This is a genomic window from Burkholderia diffusa, assembly GCF_902499115.1.
In the GTDB taxonomy this organism is placed as follows: Bacteria; Pseudomonadota; Gammaproteobacteria; order Burkholderiales; family Burkholderiaceae; genus Burkholderia; species Burkholderia diffusa.
This window is the reverse complement of sequence record NZ_CABVPN010000024.1, coordinates 104,120-120,603: the sequence shown is the minus strand read 5'-3', so window position 1 is coordinate 120,603 and position 16,484 is coordinate 104,120. Positions and strand designations below refer to the sequence as shown.

The following is a 16,484-nucleotide window of genomic DNA, read 5'->3' as shown; positions in this document are numbered from 1 at the left end:
AATTGGCGCATTCGATCGAACATTTCGCTGCTATCGAAAGCCAATGTTATCTGACGACTGATCATTTTCGAGCATCCTATGTTCGAATTCGAATCAGGTCAACGTGAATCTGCATTCGAACGAACATCCTCGGGGTATTCCCGATAGGTGCGCGGACGGGATCCTCGGTGCGTTGCGCGACGAGGGCGGCGAATGCCGGCTGGACGGCGATCGAGCGGTCGTCGCACGACCAATTGCATCAGGCGGGCCCGGCAGGGGGCGTGGGAACCCTGATGAAAATTTATTTTTTTCCGGTCGGCAGATTGTGTAAATTGATTTTCATCAACCTTGCAAAACCATTCGCAATGACGCCTCTCGTTCCGCACGATGCCAGTCACGAGGAATCCGCGATCGCGGAGCGCATCGCCTCGGCCATGCCGCGGATGACGCCAATCCACCGCCGGATGGGCGAGTTCGTGCTCGCGAATCCGTTTCGCGCGGCGACGATGCGGATCGACGAGCTGGCGCAGGCCGTGAACGCGTCGATCGCGACCGCGAACCGCTTCGCGAAGGCGCTGGGTTTCGACGGCTATCCGGCGATGCGCGCGGCGCTCGTGCGCGGCTTCGAGGCGACGCTCGGCCCGGTCGAGCGGCTGCGTTCCGCGCAGGAGCAGGAACAAGAGCAGGGCGTGCGCGGCGCAGCGTGGATCGACGCGGTGTTCGACCAGGCCGTCGCGAACATCGAGAACACGCGTGCGCAGCTGGATGCGGCCGACGTCGAGGCGGCCGTCGAGGCGATCGTCGGCGCGCGGCGCGTGCTGATTCTCGGCGCCGGTTCGAGCGCGTTTCTGACCGGACTGATGGAACACGGATTGTCGGTGTGTCACGACAACGTGCAGTCGCTCGCGCTGCTCGGGGGGCCGTCGCATGCGGCGCGGCGCCTGTATACGGCCGACTCGCGCGATCTCGTGATCGCGCTCGCGTTTCCGCGCTACGTCAAGGACACGATCGAGCTGGCCCGCCGCGCGGCCGCGCGCGGCGCGCGCGTGCTCGGCATCTCCGACGGGCCCGGTTCGCCGCTTGCACCGATCGCGTCGCTGAATCTGTATGTCAAGGCCGAACGGCGTTTCGCGGCCACGTCGGAGGCGGCCGTGCTGACGATGATCGAGGCGCTGATCGACGCGGTCGCGCTGCGCACGCACCGCTCCGCGAAGTCCGCCGCCGAAATGACCGAATTCCTGTTGCCGTGGCTGATCCACCCGCAAGCGGTGCCGCCGGCCGCCACCCCTTCTTCCTCCGGTACGAAAAAATCATGACTTCACCCGCGATCGTCGCGATTCATGGCGGTGCAGGCACGATCCTGCGCGATGCGATGGACACCGACACCGAACGCCAGTACCGCGCCGAACTCACCGCGATCCTGCTGGCCGCGCAACAGGTGCTCGCCGATGGCGGCAGCGCGCTCGACGCCGTCACCGTCGCCGTGCGGCTGCTCGAGGACTGTCCGCTGTTCAACGCCGGGCGCGGTGCCGTCTATACGGCCGAAGGCAAACACGAACTCGACGCGGCGGTGATGGACGGCACGACGCTCGCGGCCGGCGCGATCTGCTGCGCGACCCGCGTGCGCAATCCGGTGCTCGCCGCACGGCGCGTGATGGAGGCGAGCGAGCACGTGCTGCTGGCAGGCGCGGGCGCCGACGCGTTCGCGGCCGCAAAGGGCCTCGAACTCGCCGAGCCCGGCTACTTCGACACCGAGGCGCGTCATGCACAGTGGGTCAAGGCGCGCGCGGCGGCCGGCACGATGCTCGATCACGATGCCGCGACCTTCGCGTTCGGCGCCGGGCAGCCGGCCGAGCCGCTCGATCCCGATCGCAAGCACGGCACGGTCGGCGCGGTCGCGTGCGACGTGCACGGCCATATCGCGGCGGCGACGTCGACCGGCGGCATCACGAACAAGCAGCCCGGCCGCGTCGGCGATTCGCCGATCATCGGCGCCGGCTGCTATGCGGACGACGCGACCTGCGCGGTATCCGCGACGGGCACCGGCGAGATGTTCATCCGGCTCGCGACCGCGCATGACGTGGCCGCGCAGATGGCCTATCGCGGCGCATCGCTCGCCGATGCCGCGCACGACGCCGTGATGAACAAGCTGTCGCGCCTGGCCGGGCGCGGCGGGATCGTCGCGGTCGACGCGCACGGCAACGTCGCGATGCCGTTCAACACGGAAGGGATGTATCGCGGCTACGCGCGCGTCGGCGAGACGCCCGTGGTCGGCATCTATCGCGACGATGCGGCCTGATTCCGGATCGTACGAGGAGACCTTCGCATGACTTCGAGCCGAACCCCGTCCGCGCTGGTGCTGCCGGAGCAGCGCGTCGTCGCCGTCGACGACCTGTCGGTCATGTTTCGCCGCGAAAACGCGACGTTCGATGCGGTGCGCAACGTGTCGTTTCACGTCGATCGCGGCGAGACGCTCGCGATCGTCGGCGAGTCGGGCTCCGGCAAGTCGGTCACGTCGCTCGCGCTGATGCGGCTCGTCGAGCATGGCGGCGGCGAGATCACGAGCGGCCGGATCGCGTTGCGGCGTCGCGGCGGCGCGCTCGTCGACCTCGTGCGGGCGAGCGCGGCGACGATGCGCGGGATCCGCGGCGCGGACATCGCGATGATCTTCCAGGAGCCGATGACGTCGCTGAACCCGGTGTTTACGGTCGGCGACCAGATCAGCGAGGCGATCGCGCTGCACCAGTCGAAGAGCGCGACCGAAGCCCGCGCGGAAGCGTTGCGGCTGCTCGATCTCGTGCGCATTCCGGAGGCGCGCCGCGTGTTCGCGCGCTATCCGCACCAGTTGTCCGGCGGGATGCGGCAGCGCGTGATGATCGCGATGGCGCTGTCGTGCCGGCCCGCGCTCCTGATCGCCGACGAACCGACGACCGCGCTCGACGTGACGATCCAGGCGCAGATCCTGCAACTGATCCGCGGCCTGCAGGACGAAATGAACATGGGCGTGATCTTCATCACGCACGACATGGGCGTGGTCGCCGAGGTGGCCGATCGCGTGCTCGTGATGTATCGCGGCGAGAAGGTCGAGGAGGGCGAGTCCGAACGCATTTTCGCGACGCCCGCGCATCGCTATACGCGTGCGCTGCTCGCGGCCGTGCCGCGGCTCGGCTCGATGCAGGGCACCGATAACCCCGAGAAATTCCCGCTGCTGAAGGTGGACGGCGCGAGCGCGGCCACGCCGGCATCTGCCGCGAACGACGCGGTCGCGGCCCCCGTCGCCGGGCAGCCGCACGTCGATCCGGCCGCGCCGCCGATCCTGCGCGTGCGCGATCTCGTCACGCGGTTTCCGGTGAAGAGCGGCGTGTTCGGCCGCGTGTCGCAATACGTGCACGCGGTCGAGCGCGTGAGCTTCGAGCTGCGCGCGGGCGAGACGCTCGCGCTCGTCGGCGAATCCGGCTGCGGCAAGTCGACCACCGGCCGCTCGCTGCTGCGCCTCGTCGAATCGCAGAGCGGCTCGATCGAATTCGACGGCCGCGACATCAGCGCGATGAAGGGCCATGACCTGCAGGCGCTGCGCCGAAACATCCAGTTCATCTTCCAGGATCCGTTCGCGTCGCTGAACCCGCGCCTCACGGTCGGTTTCTCGATCATGGAGCCGCTGCTCGTACACGGCGTCGCGAGCGGCCGCGAAGCGCAGGCGCGCGTCGACTGGCTGCTCGAGAAGGTCGGCCTGCCACCGGAGGCCGCACGCCGCTATCCGCACGAATTCTCGGGCGGCCAGCGTCAGCGGATCGCCATCGCACGCGCGCTCGCGCTGAATCCGAAGGTCGTGATCGCCGATGAATCGGTGTCGGCGCTCGACGTGTCCGTGCAGGCGCAGATCGTGAACCTGATGCTCGACCTGCAGCGCGAGCTGGGCGTCGCGTATCTGTTCATCTCGCACGACATGGCCGTCGTCGAGCGCATCAGCCATCGCGTCGCGGTGATGTATCTCGGCCAGATCGTCGAGATCGGCCCGCGCCGCGCGGTGTTCGAGGCGCCGCAGCATCCTTATACGAGGAAGCTGATGAGCGCGGTGCCGGTGGCAGACCCCGCGCGCCGGCATGCGCCGCGCCAGCTCGCGGCGGACGAGATTCCGAGCCCGATCCGCGCGGTCGGCGACGAGCCGATCGTCGCGCCGCTCGTTGCGGTCGGCCCCGATCATTACGTCGCGGCGCATCGCGTCGGCGGCGCGTATTGATTGCACGGCGAGTCGGATATGGACCGCAGCTGCGCACGCGCCAGGCAACGGCGTCATTTTCCCGAGCGGATGCAGTCACGCCGCGATTTCCACCACGCGTTACCGAATCATCCACAGGAGCCAGACAAAATGAACAAGTCGAATTCGTTCCCGATGTTCCGTCCGCGCGCGTTGTTCGCCGCGGGGGCAGGCGCGCTGGCGCTGTCGGTCGCCGTGCCCGCGTTCGCGCAACAGAACGTCGTGGTCGCCGTGTACTCGACGTTCACGACGATGGACCCGTATGACGCGAACGACACGGTGTCGCAAGCTGTCGTCAAGTCGTTCTACGAAGGGCTGTTCGGCTTCGACAAGGACATGAAGCTCGTCAACGTGCTCGCGACGAGCTACCAGGCGTCGCCCGATGCGAAGGTCTACACGGTCAAGCTGCGCCCGGGCGTGAAGTTCCACGACGGCACGGATTTCAACGCCGAGGCGGTGAAGGCGAACTTCGACCGCGTGACCGATCCGGCGAACAAGCTGAAGCGTTACGGGCTGTTCCGCGTGATCGAGAAGACCGAGGTGGTCGATCCGATGACGGTGCGCTTCACGCTGCGCGAGCCGTTCTCCGCGTTCATCAACACGCTCGCGCATCCCTCGGCGGTGATGATTTCGCCGGCCGCGCTGAAGAAGTGGGGGCGCGACGTGTCGCTGCATCCGGTCGGCACGGGCCCGTTCGAGTTCGTCGAATGGAAGCAGACCGACGACATGAAGGTGAAGAAGTTTGCCGGCTACTGGAAGAAGGGCTATCCGAAGGTCGATTCGATCGACTGGAAGCCGGTGGTCGACAACAACACGCGCGCCGCGTTGCTCAAGACCGGCGAGGCCGATTTCGCGTTCACGATCCCGTTCGAGCAGGCTGCCGACCTGAAGAGCAATCCGAAGGTCGAGCTGATCGAGCGGCCGTCGATCATCCAGCGCTACATCTCGCTGAACACGCAGAAGAAGCCGTTCGACAATCCGAAGGTGCGTGAAGCGCTGAACTACGCGGTCAACAAGGAAGCGCTCGCGAAGGTCGTATTCGCCGGCTACGCAACCCCGCAGACGGGCGTCGCCCCGGTGGGCGTCGAATACGCGACCAAGCTCGGGCCCTGGCCGTACGATCCGGCGAAGGCGCGCGCGCTGTTGAAGGAGGCCGGTTATCCGAACGGCTTCGAGTCGACGCTCTGGTCCGCGTACAACCATTCGACGGCGCAGAAGCTGATCCAGTTCGTCCAGCAGCAGCTCGCGCAGGTCGGCGTGAAGGTGCAGGTGCAGGCACTCGAGGCCGGCGAGCGGGTCGCGAAGGTCGAGAGCGCGCAGGATCCGGCGACGGCACCGGTGCGGATGTACTACAGCGGCTGGTCGGCCTCGACGGGCGAGGCGAACTGGGCGCTGTCGCCGCTGCTCGCGTCCACGTCGGCGCCGCCGAAGCTCTACAACACCGCGTACTACAAGAACGGTGCCGTCGACGACGATCTCGCGAAGGCGCTCGAGACGACCGACCAAGCGAAGAAGGCCTCCCTGTACGCCGACGCGCAGAAGCAAGTGTGGGCCGACGCGCCGTGGATCTTCCTGGTGCAGGAGAAGATCGTCTATGCGCGCAGCAAGCGCCTGCACGGCATGTACGTGATGCCGGACGGCTCGTTCAACTTCGACGAAATCTCGGTGAAATGACGGCGATTCGCCCGTTGTGCGGCGCCGGCGGCGCGAGCTGTCGGCGCGCTGATTCGATCGGTGCCCCATGCTGAATTTTCTCGTCAAACGCCTGTTCGGCCTGCTGCCCACGCTCGCGATCGTCGCGGTGCTGGTGTTCCTGTTCGTGCACCTGCTGCCGGGCGATCCGGCGCGGCTCGCGGCCGGCCCGGAAGCCGACGACGCGACGGTCGCGCTCGTGCGCGCCGATCTCGGGCTCGACCGGCCGCTGCCGGCGCAGTTCGCGAACTTCTTCGTGAAGATCGCGCACGGCGATTTCGGGACGTCGACGCGCAGCAAGCGTCCGGTGTCGACCGAGATCGGCGAGCGCTTCATGCCGACGCTGCTGCTGACGCTCATCAGCATGGTCTGGGCGACGGCGTTCGGGATGGCGATCGGGATCGCGTCGGCGGTATGGCGCAACCGCTGGCCCGATCGCCTCGGGATGACGATCGCGGTGTCGGGCATCTCGTTTCCGGCGTTCGCGCTCGGCATGCTGCTGATGGAGATATTTTCGGTGAAGCTCGGCTGGCTGCCCGTCGTGCCGGACGGCACGTGGAAGAGCTACGTGCTGCCGTCGCTGACGCTCGGCGCCGCGGTCGCGGCCGTGATGGCGCGCTTCACGCGCGCGTCGTTCGTCGAGGTGCTCAACGAGGACTACGTGCGCACCGCGCGCGCGAAGGGTGTGCACGAGCCGATGGTCGTGCTCAAGCATTGCCTGCGCAACGCGATGATCCCGGTCGTCACGATGATGGGGCTGCAGTTCGGCTTCCTGCTCGGCGGCTCGATCGTCGTCGAGGCCGTGTTCAACTGGCCGGGGCTCGGGCGCCTGCTGGTCGACGCGGTGACGATGCGCGACTACCCGGTGATCCAGGCGATCGTGCTGCTGTTCTCGCTCGAATTCATCCTGATCAACCTGACCGTCGACGTGCTGTACGCGGTCATCAACCCGACCATCCGGTTCAAGTGAGGCGCGCATGAACGCGACTGTCCAGCCCGCGGCGTCGGCCGCATCGAGCGCGATCCGCACGCCGTGGCGCGAATTCTGGCGCAAGTTCCGCAAGCAGACCGTCGCGCTGGTCGCGGGCGGTTTCGTGCTGGGGCTCGTCGTGCTCGCATTCGTCGGCCCGCACATCGTGCCGTTCGATCCGGAGAACTATTTCGACTACGACGCGCTGAACGCCGGTCCGTCGGCCGTGCATTGGTTCGGCGTCGACTCGCTCGGCCGCGACATCTTCAGCCGGATCGTCACCGGCACGCGCATCTCGCTCGCCGCCGGCTTCTTCTCGGTCGCGCTCGGCGCGCTCATCGGCACGTTCTTCGGGTTGCTCGCGGGCTACTACGAAGGCTGGTGGGACCGCATCACGATGCGCGTGGCCGACGTGCTGTTCGCGTTCCCGGGGATCCTGCTCGCGATCGGCGTGGTCGCGATCCTCGGCAACGGGATGGTCAACGTGATCTGCGCGGTTGCGATCTTCAGCATCCCGGCGTTCGCGCGGCTCGTGCGCGGCAACACACTGATGCTCAAGCACATGACCTACGTGGAAGCCGCGCGCAGCATCGGTGCGTCGGACTGGACGATCATCATGCGGCACATCCTGCCGGGCACTGTGTCGTCGGTCGTCGTGTACTTCACGATGCGGATCGGCACGTCGATCATCACGGCCGCGAGCCTGTCGTTCCTCGGGCTCGGCGCGCAGCCGCCGACGCCGGAGTGGGGCGCGATGCTCAACGAGGCGCGCGCCGACATGGTGACGGCGCCGCACATCGCAGTCTTCCCGAGCCTCGCGATCTTCCTGACCGTGCTCGCGTTCAACCTGCTCGGCGACGGACTGCGCGACGCGCTCGACCCGAAGCTGGAGCGGCGCTGATGCGTGCGGTTCCGATGTGGGGCACGACGCTGCCGGCCGGGCCGCGCGGCACGATTGCCGACGTGCCGGGCGTGACGGTCGGCCATGCGACGCTCGATGCCGGCGACGTGCAGACCGGCGTCACCGTCGTGAAGCCGCATCCGGGCGACCCTTACCGCAGCAAGGTGCCGGCCGGCGCGGCCGTGATCAACGGCTTCGGCAAGAGCGTCGGGCTCGTGCAGGTCGACGAACTCGGCACGCTCGACACGCCGATCGCGCTGACCAACACGTTCGGCGTCGGCGCGGTCGCACAGGCGCAGATCCGCGCGGCGATCGCGCAGAATCCGCACATCGGCCGCGACTGGCCGACCGTCAACCCGCTCGTGTTCGAGTGCAACGATGGCTATCTGAACGACATCCAGGCGTTCGTGGTGACGGCCGCGCATTATGAAGAAGCCTGCAATACCGCGGCGCGCGACTTCGCACGTGGCGCGGTGGGCGCCGGGCGCGGGATGTCGTGTTTCGACCTGAAGGGCGGGATCGGCTCCGCGTCGCGCGTGGCCGTCGCGGCCGGCAGGCCGTACACGGTCGGCGCGCTGGTGCTCGCGAATTTCGGCCGGCTGCCGATGCTGACGCTCGGCGGCGTGCCGCTCGGGCGCATCGTCGCGCAGCGGCGTGCCGCCGCGGACGCGCAGGTGGCGGCGCCGGAGCAAGGCTCGATCATCCTGCTGCTGGCGACCGATGCGCCGCTCGACGCGCGGCAACTGTCGCGGCTCGCCCGCCGCGCGGGCGCGGGGCTTGCCCGCACCGGTTCGGTCTACGGGCACGGCAGCGGCGACATCGCGCTCGCCTTTTCGACCGCGTACACGATCGCGCACGATGCGTCGACCATCGCGCTACCGGCCCTCGTGGCCGATGCGGCGCTCGATCCGCTGTTCATGGCCGCGGCCGAGAGCGTCGAGCACGCGATCGCCGACGCGCTGCTGCAGGCCGTGACCGTGACCGGGCGCGACGGCCACGTGCGGCAATCGCTGCGCGACGCGGTGCCCGATCTCGATCGGTTATTCAACGAAGGTAACGAAGGACGTCCGATCCATTCATGAAGATACTCATCTCGACCGATATCGAGGGTGTCGCCGGAGTGTTCGCCATCGAGCAGACGCGTGCCGGCAATCCGGAATACGAACGTGCGCGCCGCTGGATGACCGCCGAGGCGAACGCGGCGATCGAAGGCGCATTCGCCGGCGGCGCGCAGGCCGTCTGGGTCAACGATTCGCATGGCGGCTTCCGCAATCTGCTGCCCGACGGGCTCGATGCCCGTGCCCGCGTCGTGCTCGGCAAGCCGCGCATGCTGGGGATGATGGCGGGCCTCGAACAGCAGCCCGACCTCGTGTTCATGATCGGCTTTCACGCGAAATCGCAGACGCGCGGCGTGCTTGCGCACACCATCAACAACTTCGCGTTCACGCAGGTGTGGCTGAATGGCGTCGAGCTCGGCGAAGCCGGGCTGTACGGCGCGCTGGCGCGTGAATATGGCGCGCACGTCGCGCTGGCGTCGGGCGATGACGTGTTCGCCGAGGAAACCCGGCCGCTGTTTCCGGACGCGCGTTTCGAGACGGTCAAGACGGCCGGCGGCGCATCGAGCGGCGACACGCTCACGCCGGCAGCGTCCTGTGCGCGCATCGCGACCGCCGCACGCGAAACGGTCGCGCACGCGCTGTCGTCCGGCTGGCGCGCGGGTGCGCATCGGCCCGCGCCGGCTGCTTGCACGCTGCGCGTGCAGACGGCCGCGCTCGCGGATCTGTTCTGCGTGCTGCCGTCGCTCGAGCGGGTCGATGCAGTGACGCTGCGCTTCGACGGGCCGTCGGTCGAGCACGTGGTGCGCACGCTGAACAGCCTGTCGGCCATGTCGTTCATGCTGCGGTGATGCATGCCGATCGGATGCCGGACCGCGATCTCGTCGCTGAAATCCGCGTCGGTCCGTGCCCCACGAGATGAAACGTATTGGGCATCTCCGCTCCGATGAAGTCGCTAACCGGCCGATTCGGCCGTCGGGTCTCGCGGCCGTCCGGTCGCGCAAGCGTGGAGCGGATCGTAGGCCGATCGAAGGTGCCCCGCCTTCGCTATCGGGTCACTCATGATGGAATTCGGGCCTTGAGAAATACGCTGCTGGATCCCTACGAACATATTCCGCGTAGCGTCGTGGTGATCGCCAACGACTACGCGGCGGGTACGACGTTTCCGGAGCACGCGCACGGGCGCGGGCAGTTCGCGTTTGCGTCGCGCGGCACGATCAGCGTGTCGACGCCGTACGGCCGCTGGCTGGTGCCGCCGCAGCGCGCATGCTGGGTGCCGGCCGGCGTGCGGCACGAAATGACGATGACCGGGCCGGTCACGATGCTCAACGCGTTCGTGTCCGAAGACGCGGCCCGGGCCGCGGGGCTGTCGGACCAGTGCGGCGTATATGGGGTGTCGCCGCTCTTGCGGCAGTTGATCGACGATGCGATCGACCTGCCGGCGATGTACGACGTCGACGGTCGGGCGGGCAAGCTGATGGCGCTGCTGATCGCGGAAATCGCGCAGATGCCGAGGCTGTCGCTGCACGCGCCGCTGCCGACCGATGCGCGCCTGGGGAAGATCTGTCGGCATCTGTTCGCGTCGCCGTCGATCGCGGCCGATCTCGACCGGATGGCGACCGATGTGGGCGTGAGCCGGCGCACGTTTACGCGGCTGTTCCGCGCGCAGACCGGTATGAGTTTTGCCGCGTGGCGTCAGCAGGTCTGTATGTTGGCGGCAATTACACGGCTGAGCGACGGGCAGCCGGTGACGCGTGTCGCGCTCGATCTCGGATATGCGAGCGCGAGCGCCTTTACGTCGGCGTTTCGCCGTATTCTCGGCGAAACGCCGAGCCGGTATCTGGAGGCGCGCCGCTAGCCGGAACCGATACGGCGGCGGGGCGCGGTGCAGTGCTTCGGTCATGGGCGAAAAAAACGCGCCTGCCAGGTTTCGGTCAGACGCGCTTAAAGGCACTCGGTTAGAAAAAATGCGCGACAGCCAGTGGGGCCATGTTCGCGCATCGAGTCGTGAAATTATTGCTTGATCCGATTCAATTCCGTCAGTGGGCTGCGGATAGCGAAGCATACGCCGCATAACGCACAAACGATATCGCGCGGCCCCAACGATTCATGTGCAGTCGCAGCATGCGTTTTAATCGCGCGTTCGATTTCGGGGTCCGAAGCAGGCAACCGCGAGCGTTCGACGATCCTGACCGGACGTGCTGCGGCGCGGCATCGAATGTTGGCGCCCGAAAACGAAAACCGCCGCGCGCCGCGATACCTGTTGGTATCGCGGCGCGCGGCGGTTCGGTGCGATCAGCCGGCCGGCGCCAGCTCGCGCGTCACACGTCGAAGAACACGGTCTCGTCCGGCCCCTGCATGTGGATGTCGAAGCGGTACACGACGGGCCGGCCCGGTTGCGCGTCGCGCTTCGCGACGAGCGTCGCGCGGCGTTCGGCCGGCACCAGGTTCAGCACCGGATCGGCCGCGTTCGCGGCAGCTTCGTCGTCGAAATACACGCGGGTGAACGCGTGGGTCAGGATCCCGCGCATCATCACGGTCACGTTGACGTGCGGTGCTTCGTCGGCGGTGATGCGGCCAGGCTTCACCGTCGGTACCACGAAGCGGTTCTGCACATCGGTGCCCGTGCCGACGCGTGCGAAGCCCGTGAAACCGGACTTCGCGATGTCGTCACGCGACTCGGGATAGCGACCCGCCGCGTCCACCTGCGTGAATTCGAGCACCGCGTCGCTGACGACGTTGCCGTCGCCGTCGAACACCTGTCCGACCAGGAGCACGTGCTCGCCTTCGGCCTCCGGCGTGGCGATCGCCGGCGTGAACAGGCTCTTCAGGTCGTAATCGTATTGCTGCGGGCACAGGCCGTACGCGAAGTACGGGCCGACCGTTTGCGAAGGGGTTTGCTTCAGCGTCGTCATGGTTCAGCGCTCCATCGGGGTAGCGTCGCGGCCGCGCAGCACGATGTCGAATTCGTAGCCGAGCGCATAGCCTTCTTCGGTGATGTCCATCGAGAAGCGCGAGATCAGGCGGTCGCGCGCCGCTTCCGGCGTGCCCTGGAAGATCGGGTCGTACGCGAGCAGCGGGTCCCCGGGGAAGTACATCTGCGTGACGAGGCGCGAGCCGAAGTAGTCGCCGAACAGCGAGAAATGGATGTGATTCGGACGCCACGCATTCGGATGGTTGCCCCACGGATAGGCGCCGGGCTTGATCGTCAGGAAGCGGTAGCGGCCTTCGGCGTCGGTCATGCAGCGGCCGGCGCCGAGGAAGTTCGGGTCGAGCGGCGCGTCGTGCTGGTCGACCTTGTGCACGTAGCGGCCGGCCGCGTTCGCCTGCCATACCTCGACGAGCGTGTTGCGCACGGGCTTGCCGCCTTCGTCGAGCACGCGGCCGGTGACGACGATGCGCTCACCGAGCGGCTCGCCGTTCTTCACGGCGTTCTTCGTCAGGTCGTGGTCGAGCGCGCCGAGATCCTCGGCGCCGTAGACGGGCGCGAACTGGTCGCGCAGCTTTTCCTTCAACGGGATCATCGGGCGCGTCGGGCCGCGCGTCACCGACGAACGGTACTCGGGGTGGACATACGCGGGATGCGACGGCCAGTCGCGCGGCGTGAGGATCGTGGGGGAATCCATCGGGCGTCTCCTGTTAGGTATTTCGCGAAGTGGATGGCAAGACTTTAGTCAATCCGGAAAGTTATGAAAAATGAACTTTTTTAGCGAATTGCATAACCATTCGTTATGTTCTGCGGCGCCAGTGAAAATCCGGCGGACGGGCCGCCTGTCCGGCGGAGAGAGCGATCGGGCTTCGCGTCGTCGATGACGATGCCAGGCACGGCCCTCCAGCCAGCCCGTCGCTGCTTTCTTGTGTTTCGTTGTTGTTACCCGGCCTTCCCGGGCGTGCCCGTCGTTCGTGAGGCGTTACCGTCGGGCGGGATCGAAGACGATTCCGTCGAATTCGAGCGATAGCGTGCCGGTGCGCAGCGGTGCGGTCGGCGCCGAGCACGTCGCTCACGTAGTTCGCGCAGAACCCGCGCTGCGCCAGCAGGTCGACGCGGCTGCCGAGCCGCGCGTCGATCCGCCGTTCGGCCGGCGCGTGCACGTTGCGCTGCGCGTCGGTGCTCGGTGCCACGACGCGGCGGCCCAGCGCGATGCGTTCGGCGTCGGCACCGCTCGGGCAGAAGCGCGGCACGGCTCTGCTGATCGCGAAACGGATCAGGGAGCCGACCGGATTCCACGCGCTGCGGCGTCGTGCGTGACACCACGCCGAATGCTTGGGTCTTTCCGGAAAGTTATGCAAAATGGCATTTCATTGCCACTCGCATAACTGCTCGTTATGAATAACCGTATCGCCGACGGCCGCGTCAAGTTCCGGCACCTGCAGTGTTTTCTCGCGGTCGCGCAACTGGGCGGCGTGCAGAAAGCGGCCGAAAGCCTGTCAATCACGCAGCCGGCCGTGTCGAAGACGATCGCCGAACTGGAGTCGATCCTCGGCGTGAAGTTGTTCGAACGCGGGCGGCACGGCGCGCAGCCTACGCGCGAAGCGCAACTGTTCATCCCGCATGCGAATGCGTGCGTGCTGGCGCTGCGGCAGGGCGTTGGGCTGCTCGCGCGCGAGGGCGGCGCGGCCGCGGCGACCCTCGAAATCGGCATGCTGCCGACGGTTGCGGCATCGCTCGCCCCCGCGCTGATGAAGGCGCTGACCGCACGCTGGCCGCGCATCGTGGTGCGGATCGCGACGGCCGCGAATGCCGAGCTGCTCGAGCGCCTGAAGGCCGGGACGATCGAATGCGCGATCGGGCGCCTGTCGGAGCCGGAGCGGATGATCGGGCTTGCGTTCGAGCAGCTGTACAACGAACCGCTCGTCGCGGTCGTGCGCGCCGGCCATCCGCTGCTGGCGAGCGCCGCGCCGGCTGCCGAACTCGCTTCCTACCCGGTCGTGCTGCCGCCGTACGGTACGCTGATCCGCCAGTCGGCCGAGCAACTGCTCGGCGCATGCGGCGCGCCGCCGCTGGATTCGTTCATCGAGGTGCTGTCGGTGTCGGTCGCGCGGGCGCTTGCGCTCGAGAACGACGCCGTGTGGTTCGTGCCGCTCTATGCGGCCGAATACGACCTGTCGGCCGGTGCACTCGCGCGGCTGGCGCTGCCGTCCGCGGGCACCGACGAGCCGGTCGGGCTCATCCTGCGCACCGATGCGCAACCGTCGCCCGTCGCCCGGACGTTGATCGACGCCGTGCGCGAGATCGCGCAGGCGCGGTTCGGCGATGCGCTCACCCGTCGCACGCCCCGCGGCGCGCGCAAGCCGGCTCGCCGCGCGCGTTGAGACACCGGGCAGGGCGTGGGCGGGTGGTGTCCGGCCGTCGTTCTTTCACCTCCATTCGTTAGCCGTTCGGTCAGTAGCGGGTCTCGTCATGCTTGGCATATCGTACCGTTTTTGATACGCTCGATGACACGACGATGGCGAGACAGCAGATTCAGATCACGCTCGGCGTGCGGTTCTTCCGCACCGCGCGTGGTAACGAGCCGGTGCGCGAATGGCTGGAGGCGCTCGGGCAGATCGAGCGCAGGATGATCGGCGAAGAGATCAAGACCGTTCAACTCGGCTGGCCGCTGGGCATGCCGCTGGTCCGGAAGATGTCGGCGGATCTTTGGGAAATCCGCGTGATGCTGCCGCGGCGAAGCGCGCGCGTGCTGTTCACGATCGTCGGCGACACGATGGTGCTGCTGCATGCGTTCTTCAAGCAGTCGCAGGCCACGCCGTCCGACGATCTAGACGTGACCGTCGCGCGGCTGAAAGCGCTGACGCGCGCCATCTGAATTCCCCCGGCCGCGCCGCCGCATGAGATCGGCGATGGGTCGGCCGGCAACGCCATGCACTGGAGTACTCATGACGACCACGAACAACCCGCATATCGGCAGCGACTTCGACACATTCCTCGAGGATGACGGCCACCTCGAAGCGGCCACCGCCACCGCGATCAAGCGCGTGATCGCGTGGCAGATCGGGCAGGAAATGAAGGCGCAGCACATCACGAAAACCGCGATGGCCGCGCGGATGAAGACCAGTCGCGCCGCGCTCAACCGGCTGCTCGACGAAACCGATACGAGCCTCACGCTCGCGACGCTCGCGAGCGCCGCCACCGCGCTCGGCAAACGGCTCAGCTTCGAACTCGTGCCCGCCTGACGCGCCGGGCGAAGCGGCGCGCGGCGGGCCGGTGCATCGCGGCGACGGGCGCACGCTCGTCCGCACACGGGCACCGGCGCGCGATCACGTGCGCTGTCCGGCCATCCGCAGATACAGCAGCGCACCGCCCGCGAGCAGCAGCGGGCACAGGAAATACCATCCGGTCGTCAGGAACAGCCCGGCGACGGCGACGAGCGAAATCCACGCGCAGCGATACGCGATGCCGCCGCGCGGCAGCAGTTTCAGCGCGGCGGCCGCGCCGAGCCCGTACACCATCACGAAGCATCCGGACGTGACGAGCACGAGCGGCTTCGGCCCGACGTTCGAGAGCGTCGTCGCGGCCAGCGCGACGGCCGCCAGCATCGCGATCACGCCGAGGCTGCGGCGCGGCACGCCGCCGACCTGGCTGCCTTGTGCGAGCCACGCCGGCAGTGCGCCGTCGCGCCCGAGCGCCGCGCCGAGCTTGGCCGCGCCCGCGAAATACGCATTCATCGTGCCGAGCGTCAGCAGCAGCGCAGCCGCGGCCGCCAGCACCTGCGCATGACCGCCGATGCCGCCCGCGATCAGTTCCGCAAGTGGCGCACCGGACGCGCCGGCCGACGGCCCGAGCACCGTCACGCTCGCGGCCGCGACCGACAGATACAGGAAGCCGACGACCACGACGGCGATGCCGGCCGAACGCGGCATGTCGTGCGCGGGTCGGCGAAATTCGGCCGCGAGGTGCGTGATCGCTTCCCAGCCCGCGAAGCTCCACACGAGCAGTGCGGCAGCCTGGCCGACCGCGAGCCACCCGTGCGGCGCGAACGGATGCAGGTTCGCCGTGCGCGCATGTGGCGCGGATGCGAGCACGGCGGCCAGCAGCAGCGCGACGAGCAGCGCCGACAGCACCAGCTGCATGCGGCCCGACACCGTGACGCCGAACGCATTCGCGGCCGACACCGTCCCGATCAGCGCGGCAGCCGTGACGATGACCGTCGTATGCCCCCCGCCCGTGACGGCCGCGACGTACGCGCCACCGAACATCGCGGCGGCCGGCGCACCGGCCGGCACCGCGAAATAGAAACACCAGCCGACGATCGCCGCGGCCTTCGGCCCGAACGCGCGTCGCGCGTAGGTCGATACGCCGCCCGCGTCCGGATAGCGCGCGCCGAGTGCGGCGAAGGTGGCCGCAAGCGGCCCCGACAGCACGACGAGCGCGGCCCACGCAAGTAGAGACGCAGGGCCTGCGACCTCGGCGGCGAGCGCGGGCAACGCAATCACACCGGTGCCGAGCACCGCGCCGATATACAACGCGGCACCCTGGAAAATCGTCAGCGAGCCCGCGTGATGAGCGGCGGGCGAATCGGCATGCGAGGACATGAAGGGCAGTCTCCGGAAGGCTTGTTCTGGGCGCGGTCGGCCGCGCGGTGAATCGCTCGATGCTACCCGAACGGGCGCGGCGATGCGGCACGGCGT

General features: G+C 67.9%; 15 protein-coding genes and 2 pseudogenes. 13 read left to right on the top strand and 4 right to left on the bottom strand.

Annotation, left to right across the window (positions count from 1 at the left end; all coding sequences use genetic code 11):
• Positions 1–344: 344 nt before the first annotated feature.
• The 9 genes from BTE28158_RS23585 to BTE28158_RS23545 all read left to right on the top strand — a co-directional run bounded on the left by BTE28158_RS23585 (position 345) and on the right by BTE28158_RS23545 (position 10,713).
• The gene (locus BTE28158_RS23585; RefSeq protein WP_059598878.1) at positions 345–1,295 is read left to right on the top strand and encodes a MurR/RpiR family transcriptional regulator; all 951 of its coding nucleotides are present in this window, start codon (positions 345–347) and stop codon (positions 1,293–1,295) included.
• The gene (locus BTE28158_RS23580; RefSeq protein WP_151048903.1) at positions 1,292–2,278 is read left to right on the top strand and encodes an isoaspartyl peptidase/L-asparaginase family protein; all 987 of its coding nucleotides are present in this window, start codon (positions 1,292–1,294) and stop codon (positions 2,276–2,278) included. The genes BTE28158_RS23585 and BTE28158_RS23580 overlap by 4 nt, the downstream gene beginning before the upstream one ends.
• A 27-nt stretch (positions 2,279–2,305) precedes the next feature.
• Entirely contained in the window at positions 2,306–4,219 is a 1,914-nt protein-coding gene (locus BTE28158_RS23575) for a dipeptide ABC transporter ATP-binding protein (RefSeq protein WP_151048902.1), read from the top strand.
• 129 nt (positions 4,220–4,348) lie between these two features.
• Positions 4,349–5,911 carry a glutathione ABC transporter substrate-binding protein GsiB gene (gene gsiB, locus BTE28158_RS23570; RefSeq protein WP_124900654.1) on the top strand — a complete coding sequence of 521 codons (1,563 nt, stop codon included), beginning with the start codon at positions 4,349–4,351 and terminating at the stop codon, positions 5,909–5,911.
• Positions 5,912–5,978: 67 nt separating this feature from the next.
• Positions 5,979–6,899, top strand: coding sequence for a glutathione ABC transporter permease GsiC (gene gsiC, locus BTE28158_RS23565; RefSeq protein ID WP_124628683.1), 921 nt, complete (start codon positions 5,979–5,981; stop codon positions 6,897–6,899).
• Positions 6,900–6,906: 7 nt separating this feature from the next.
• A complete protein-coding gene (gene gsiD, locus BTE28158_RS23560) occupies positions 6,907–7,800 on the top strand; it encodes a glutathione ABC transporter permease GsiD (RefSeq protein WP_059598882.1) in 894 nt (297 codons plus the stop codon).
• Positions 7,800–8,882, top strand: a complete 1,083-nt coding sequence (locus BTE28158_RS23555; protein WP_151048901.1) for a DmpA family aminopeptidase — start codon at positions 7,800–7,802, stop codon at positions 8,880–8,882. The genes gsiD and BTE28158_RS23555 overlap by 1 nt, the downstream gene beginning before the upstream one ends.
• Entirely contained in the window at positions 8,879–9,706 is an 828-nt protein-coding gene (locus BTE28158_RS23550; protein ID WP_151048900.1) for a M55 family metallopeptidase, read from the top strand. Before BTE28158_RS23555 ends, BTE28158_RS23550 begins: the two co-directional genes overlap by 4 nt.
• A gap of 227 nt (positions 9,707–9,933) precedes the next feature.
• A complete protein-coding gene (locus tag BTE28158_RS23545) occupies positions 9,934–10,713 on the top strand; it encodes an AraC family transcriptional regulator (RefSeq protein WP_203249545.1) in 780 nt (259 codons plus the stop codon).
• A gap of 463 nt (positions 10,714–11,176) precedes the next feature.
• Here BTE28158_RS23545 and pcaG read toward each other — a convergent pair whose 3' ends face one another.
• From pcaG to BTE28158_RS32980, 3 genes and pseudogenes are all read right to left on the bottom strand, one after another.
• Positions 11,177–11,770 (bottom strand): protocatechuate 3,4-dioxygenase subunit alpha, encoded by a 594-nt coding sequence (gene pcaG, locus BTE28158_RS23540; protein WP_151048898.1) that lies wholly within the window; start codon positions 11,768–11,770, stop codon positions 11,177–11,179.
• A gap of 3 nt (positions 11,771–11,773) precedes the next feature.
• On the bottom strand, positions 11,774–12,481 hold the full coding sequence (pcaH, locus tag BTE28158_RS23535) for a protocatechuate 3,4-dioxygenase subunit beta (protein ID WP_151048897.1): 708 nt from the start codon (positions 12,479–12,481) through the stop codon (positions 11,774–11,776).
• Between the two features lie 285 nt (positions 12,482–12,766).
• Positions 12,767–13,013 (bottom strand): annotated as a pseudogene (locus BTE28158_RS32980) (YiiX/YebB-like N1pC/P60 family cysteine hydrolase); the annotation flags it as partial.
• Here BTE28158_RS32980 and BTE28158_RS32580 point away from each other — a divergent pair.
• From BTE28158_RS32580 to BTE28158_RS23515, 4 genes and pseudogenes are all read left to right on the top strand, one after another.
• Positions 13,003–13,104, top strand: a pseudogene (locus tag BTE28158_RS32580) (transcriptional regulator); the annotation flags it as partial. The pseudogenes BTE28158_RS32980 and BTE28158_RS32580 sit on opposite strands and share 11 nt — an antisense overlap.
• A 77-nt stretch (positions 13,105–13,181) precedes the next feature.
• Positions 13,182–14,168: a pca operon transcription factor PcaQ gene (gene pcaQ / locus BTE28158_RS23525; RefSeq protein WP_124900664.1), complete on the top strand. Its 987-nt coding sequence runs from the start codon at positions 13,182–13,184 to the stop codon at positions 14,166–14,168.
• Between the two features lie 134 nt (positions 14,169–14,302).
• Positions 14,303–14,662: a type II toxin-antitoxin system RelE/ParE family toxin gene (locus BTE28158_RS23520; protein ID WP_059598893.1), complete on the top strand. Its 360-nt coding sequence runs from the start codon at positions 14,303–14,305 to the stop codon at positions 14,660–14,662.
• 70 nt (positions 14,663–14,732) lie between these two features.
• Positions 14,733–15,029: an XRE family transcriptional regulator gene (locus BTE28158_RS23515; protein ID WP_059598888.1), complete on the top strand. Its 297-nt coding sequence runs from the start codon at positions 14,733–14,735 to the stop codon at positions 15,027–15,029.
• Between the two features lie 84 nt (positions 15,030–15,113).
• On the opposite strand, the gene BTE28158_RS23510 is transcribed toward BTE28158_RS23515, so the two are convergent.
• The gene (locus BTE28158_RS23510) at positions 15,114–16,388 is read right to left on the bottom strand and encodes an APC family permease (RefSeq protein ID WP_124900666.1); all 1,275 of its coding nucleotides are present in this window, start codon (positions 16,386–16,388) and stop codon (positions 15,114–15,116) included.
• Between the last annotated feature and the right edge of the window lie 96 nt (positions 16,389–16,484).

Bases quoted from the DNA above. Each gene is read 5' to 3' on its own strand.
- BTE28158_RS23585 (WP_059598878.1), top strand. From the start codon at position 345: ATGACGCCTCTCGTTCCGCACGATGCCAGTCACGAGGAATCCGCGATC.
- BTE28158_RS23580 (WP_151048903.1), top strand. From the start codon at position 1,292: ATGACTTCACCCGCGATCGTCGCGATTCATGGCGGTGCAGGCACGATC.
- BTE28158_RS23575 (WP_151048902.1), top strand. From the start codon at position 2,306: ATGACTTCGAGCCGAACCCCGTCCGCGCTGGTGCTGCCGGAGCAGCGC.
- gsiB (WP_124900654.1), top strand. From the start codon at position 4,349: ATGAACAAGTCGAATTCGTTCCCGATGTTCCGTCCGCGCGCGTTGTTC.
- gsiC (WP_124628683.1), top strand. From the start codon at position 5,979: ATGCTGAATTTTCTCGTCAAACGCCTGTTCGGCCTGCTGCCCACGCTC.
- gsiD (WP_059598882.1), top strand. From the start codon at position 6,907: ATGAACGCGACTGTCCAGCCCGCGGCGTCGGCCGCATCGAGCGCGATC.
- BTE28158_RS23555 (WP_151048901.1), top strand. From the start codon at position 7,800: ATGCGTGCGGTTCCGATGTGGGGCACGACGCTGCCGGCCGGGCCGCGC.
- BTE28158_RS23550 (WP_151048900.1), top strand. From the start codon at position 8,879: ATGAAGATACTCATCTCGACCGATATCGAGGGTGTCGCCGGAGTGTTC.
- pcaG (WP_151048898.1), bottom strand. From the start codon at position 11,770: ATGACGACGCTGAAGCAAACCCCTTCGCAAACGGTCGGCCCGTACTTC.
- pcaH (WP_151048897.1), bottom strand. From the start codon at position 12,481: ATGGATTCCCCCACGATCCTCACGCCGCGCGACTGGCCGTCGCATCCC.
- pcaQ (WP_124900664.1), top strand. From the start codon at position 13,182: ATGAATAACCGTATCGCCGACGGCCGCGTCAAGTTCCGGCACCTGCAG.
- BTE28158_RS23520 (WP_059598893.1), top strand. From the start codon at position 14,303: ATGGCGAGACAGCAGATTCAGATCACGCTCGGCGTGCGGTTCTTCCGC.
- BTE28158_RS23515 (WP_059598888.1), top strand. From the start codon at position 14,733: ATGACGACCACGAACAACCCGCATATCGGCAGCGACTTCGACACATTC.
- BTE28158_RS23510 (WP_124900666.1), bottom strand. From the start codon at position 16,388: ATGTCCTCGCATGCCGATTCGCCCGCCGCTCATCACGCGGGCTCGCTG.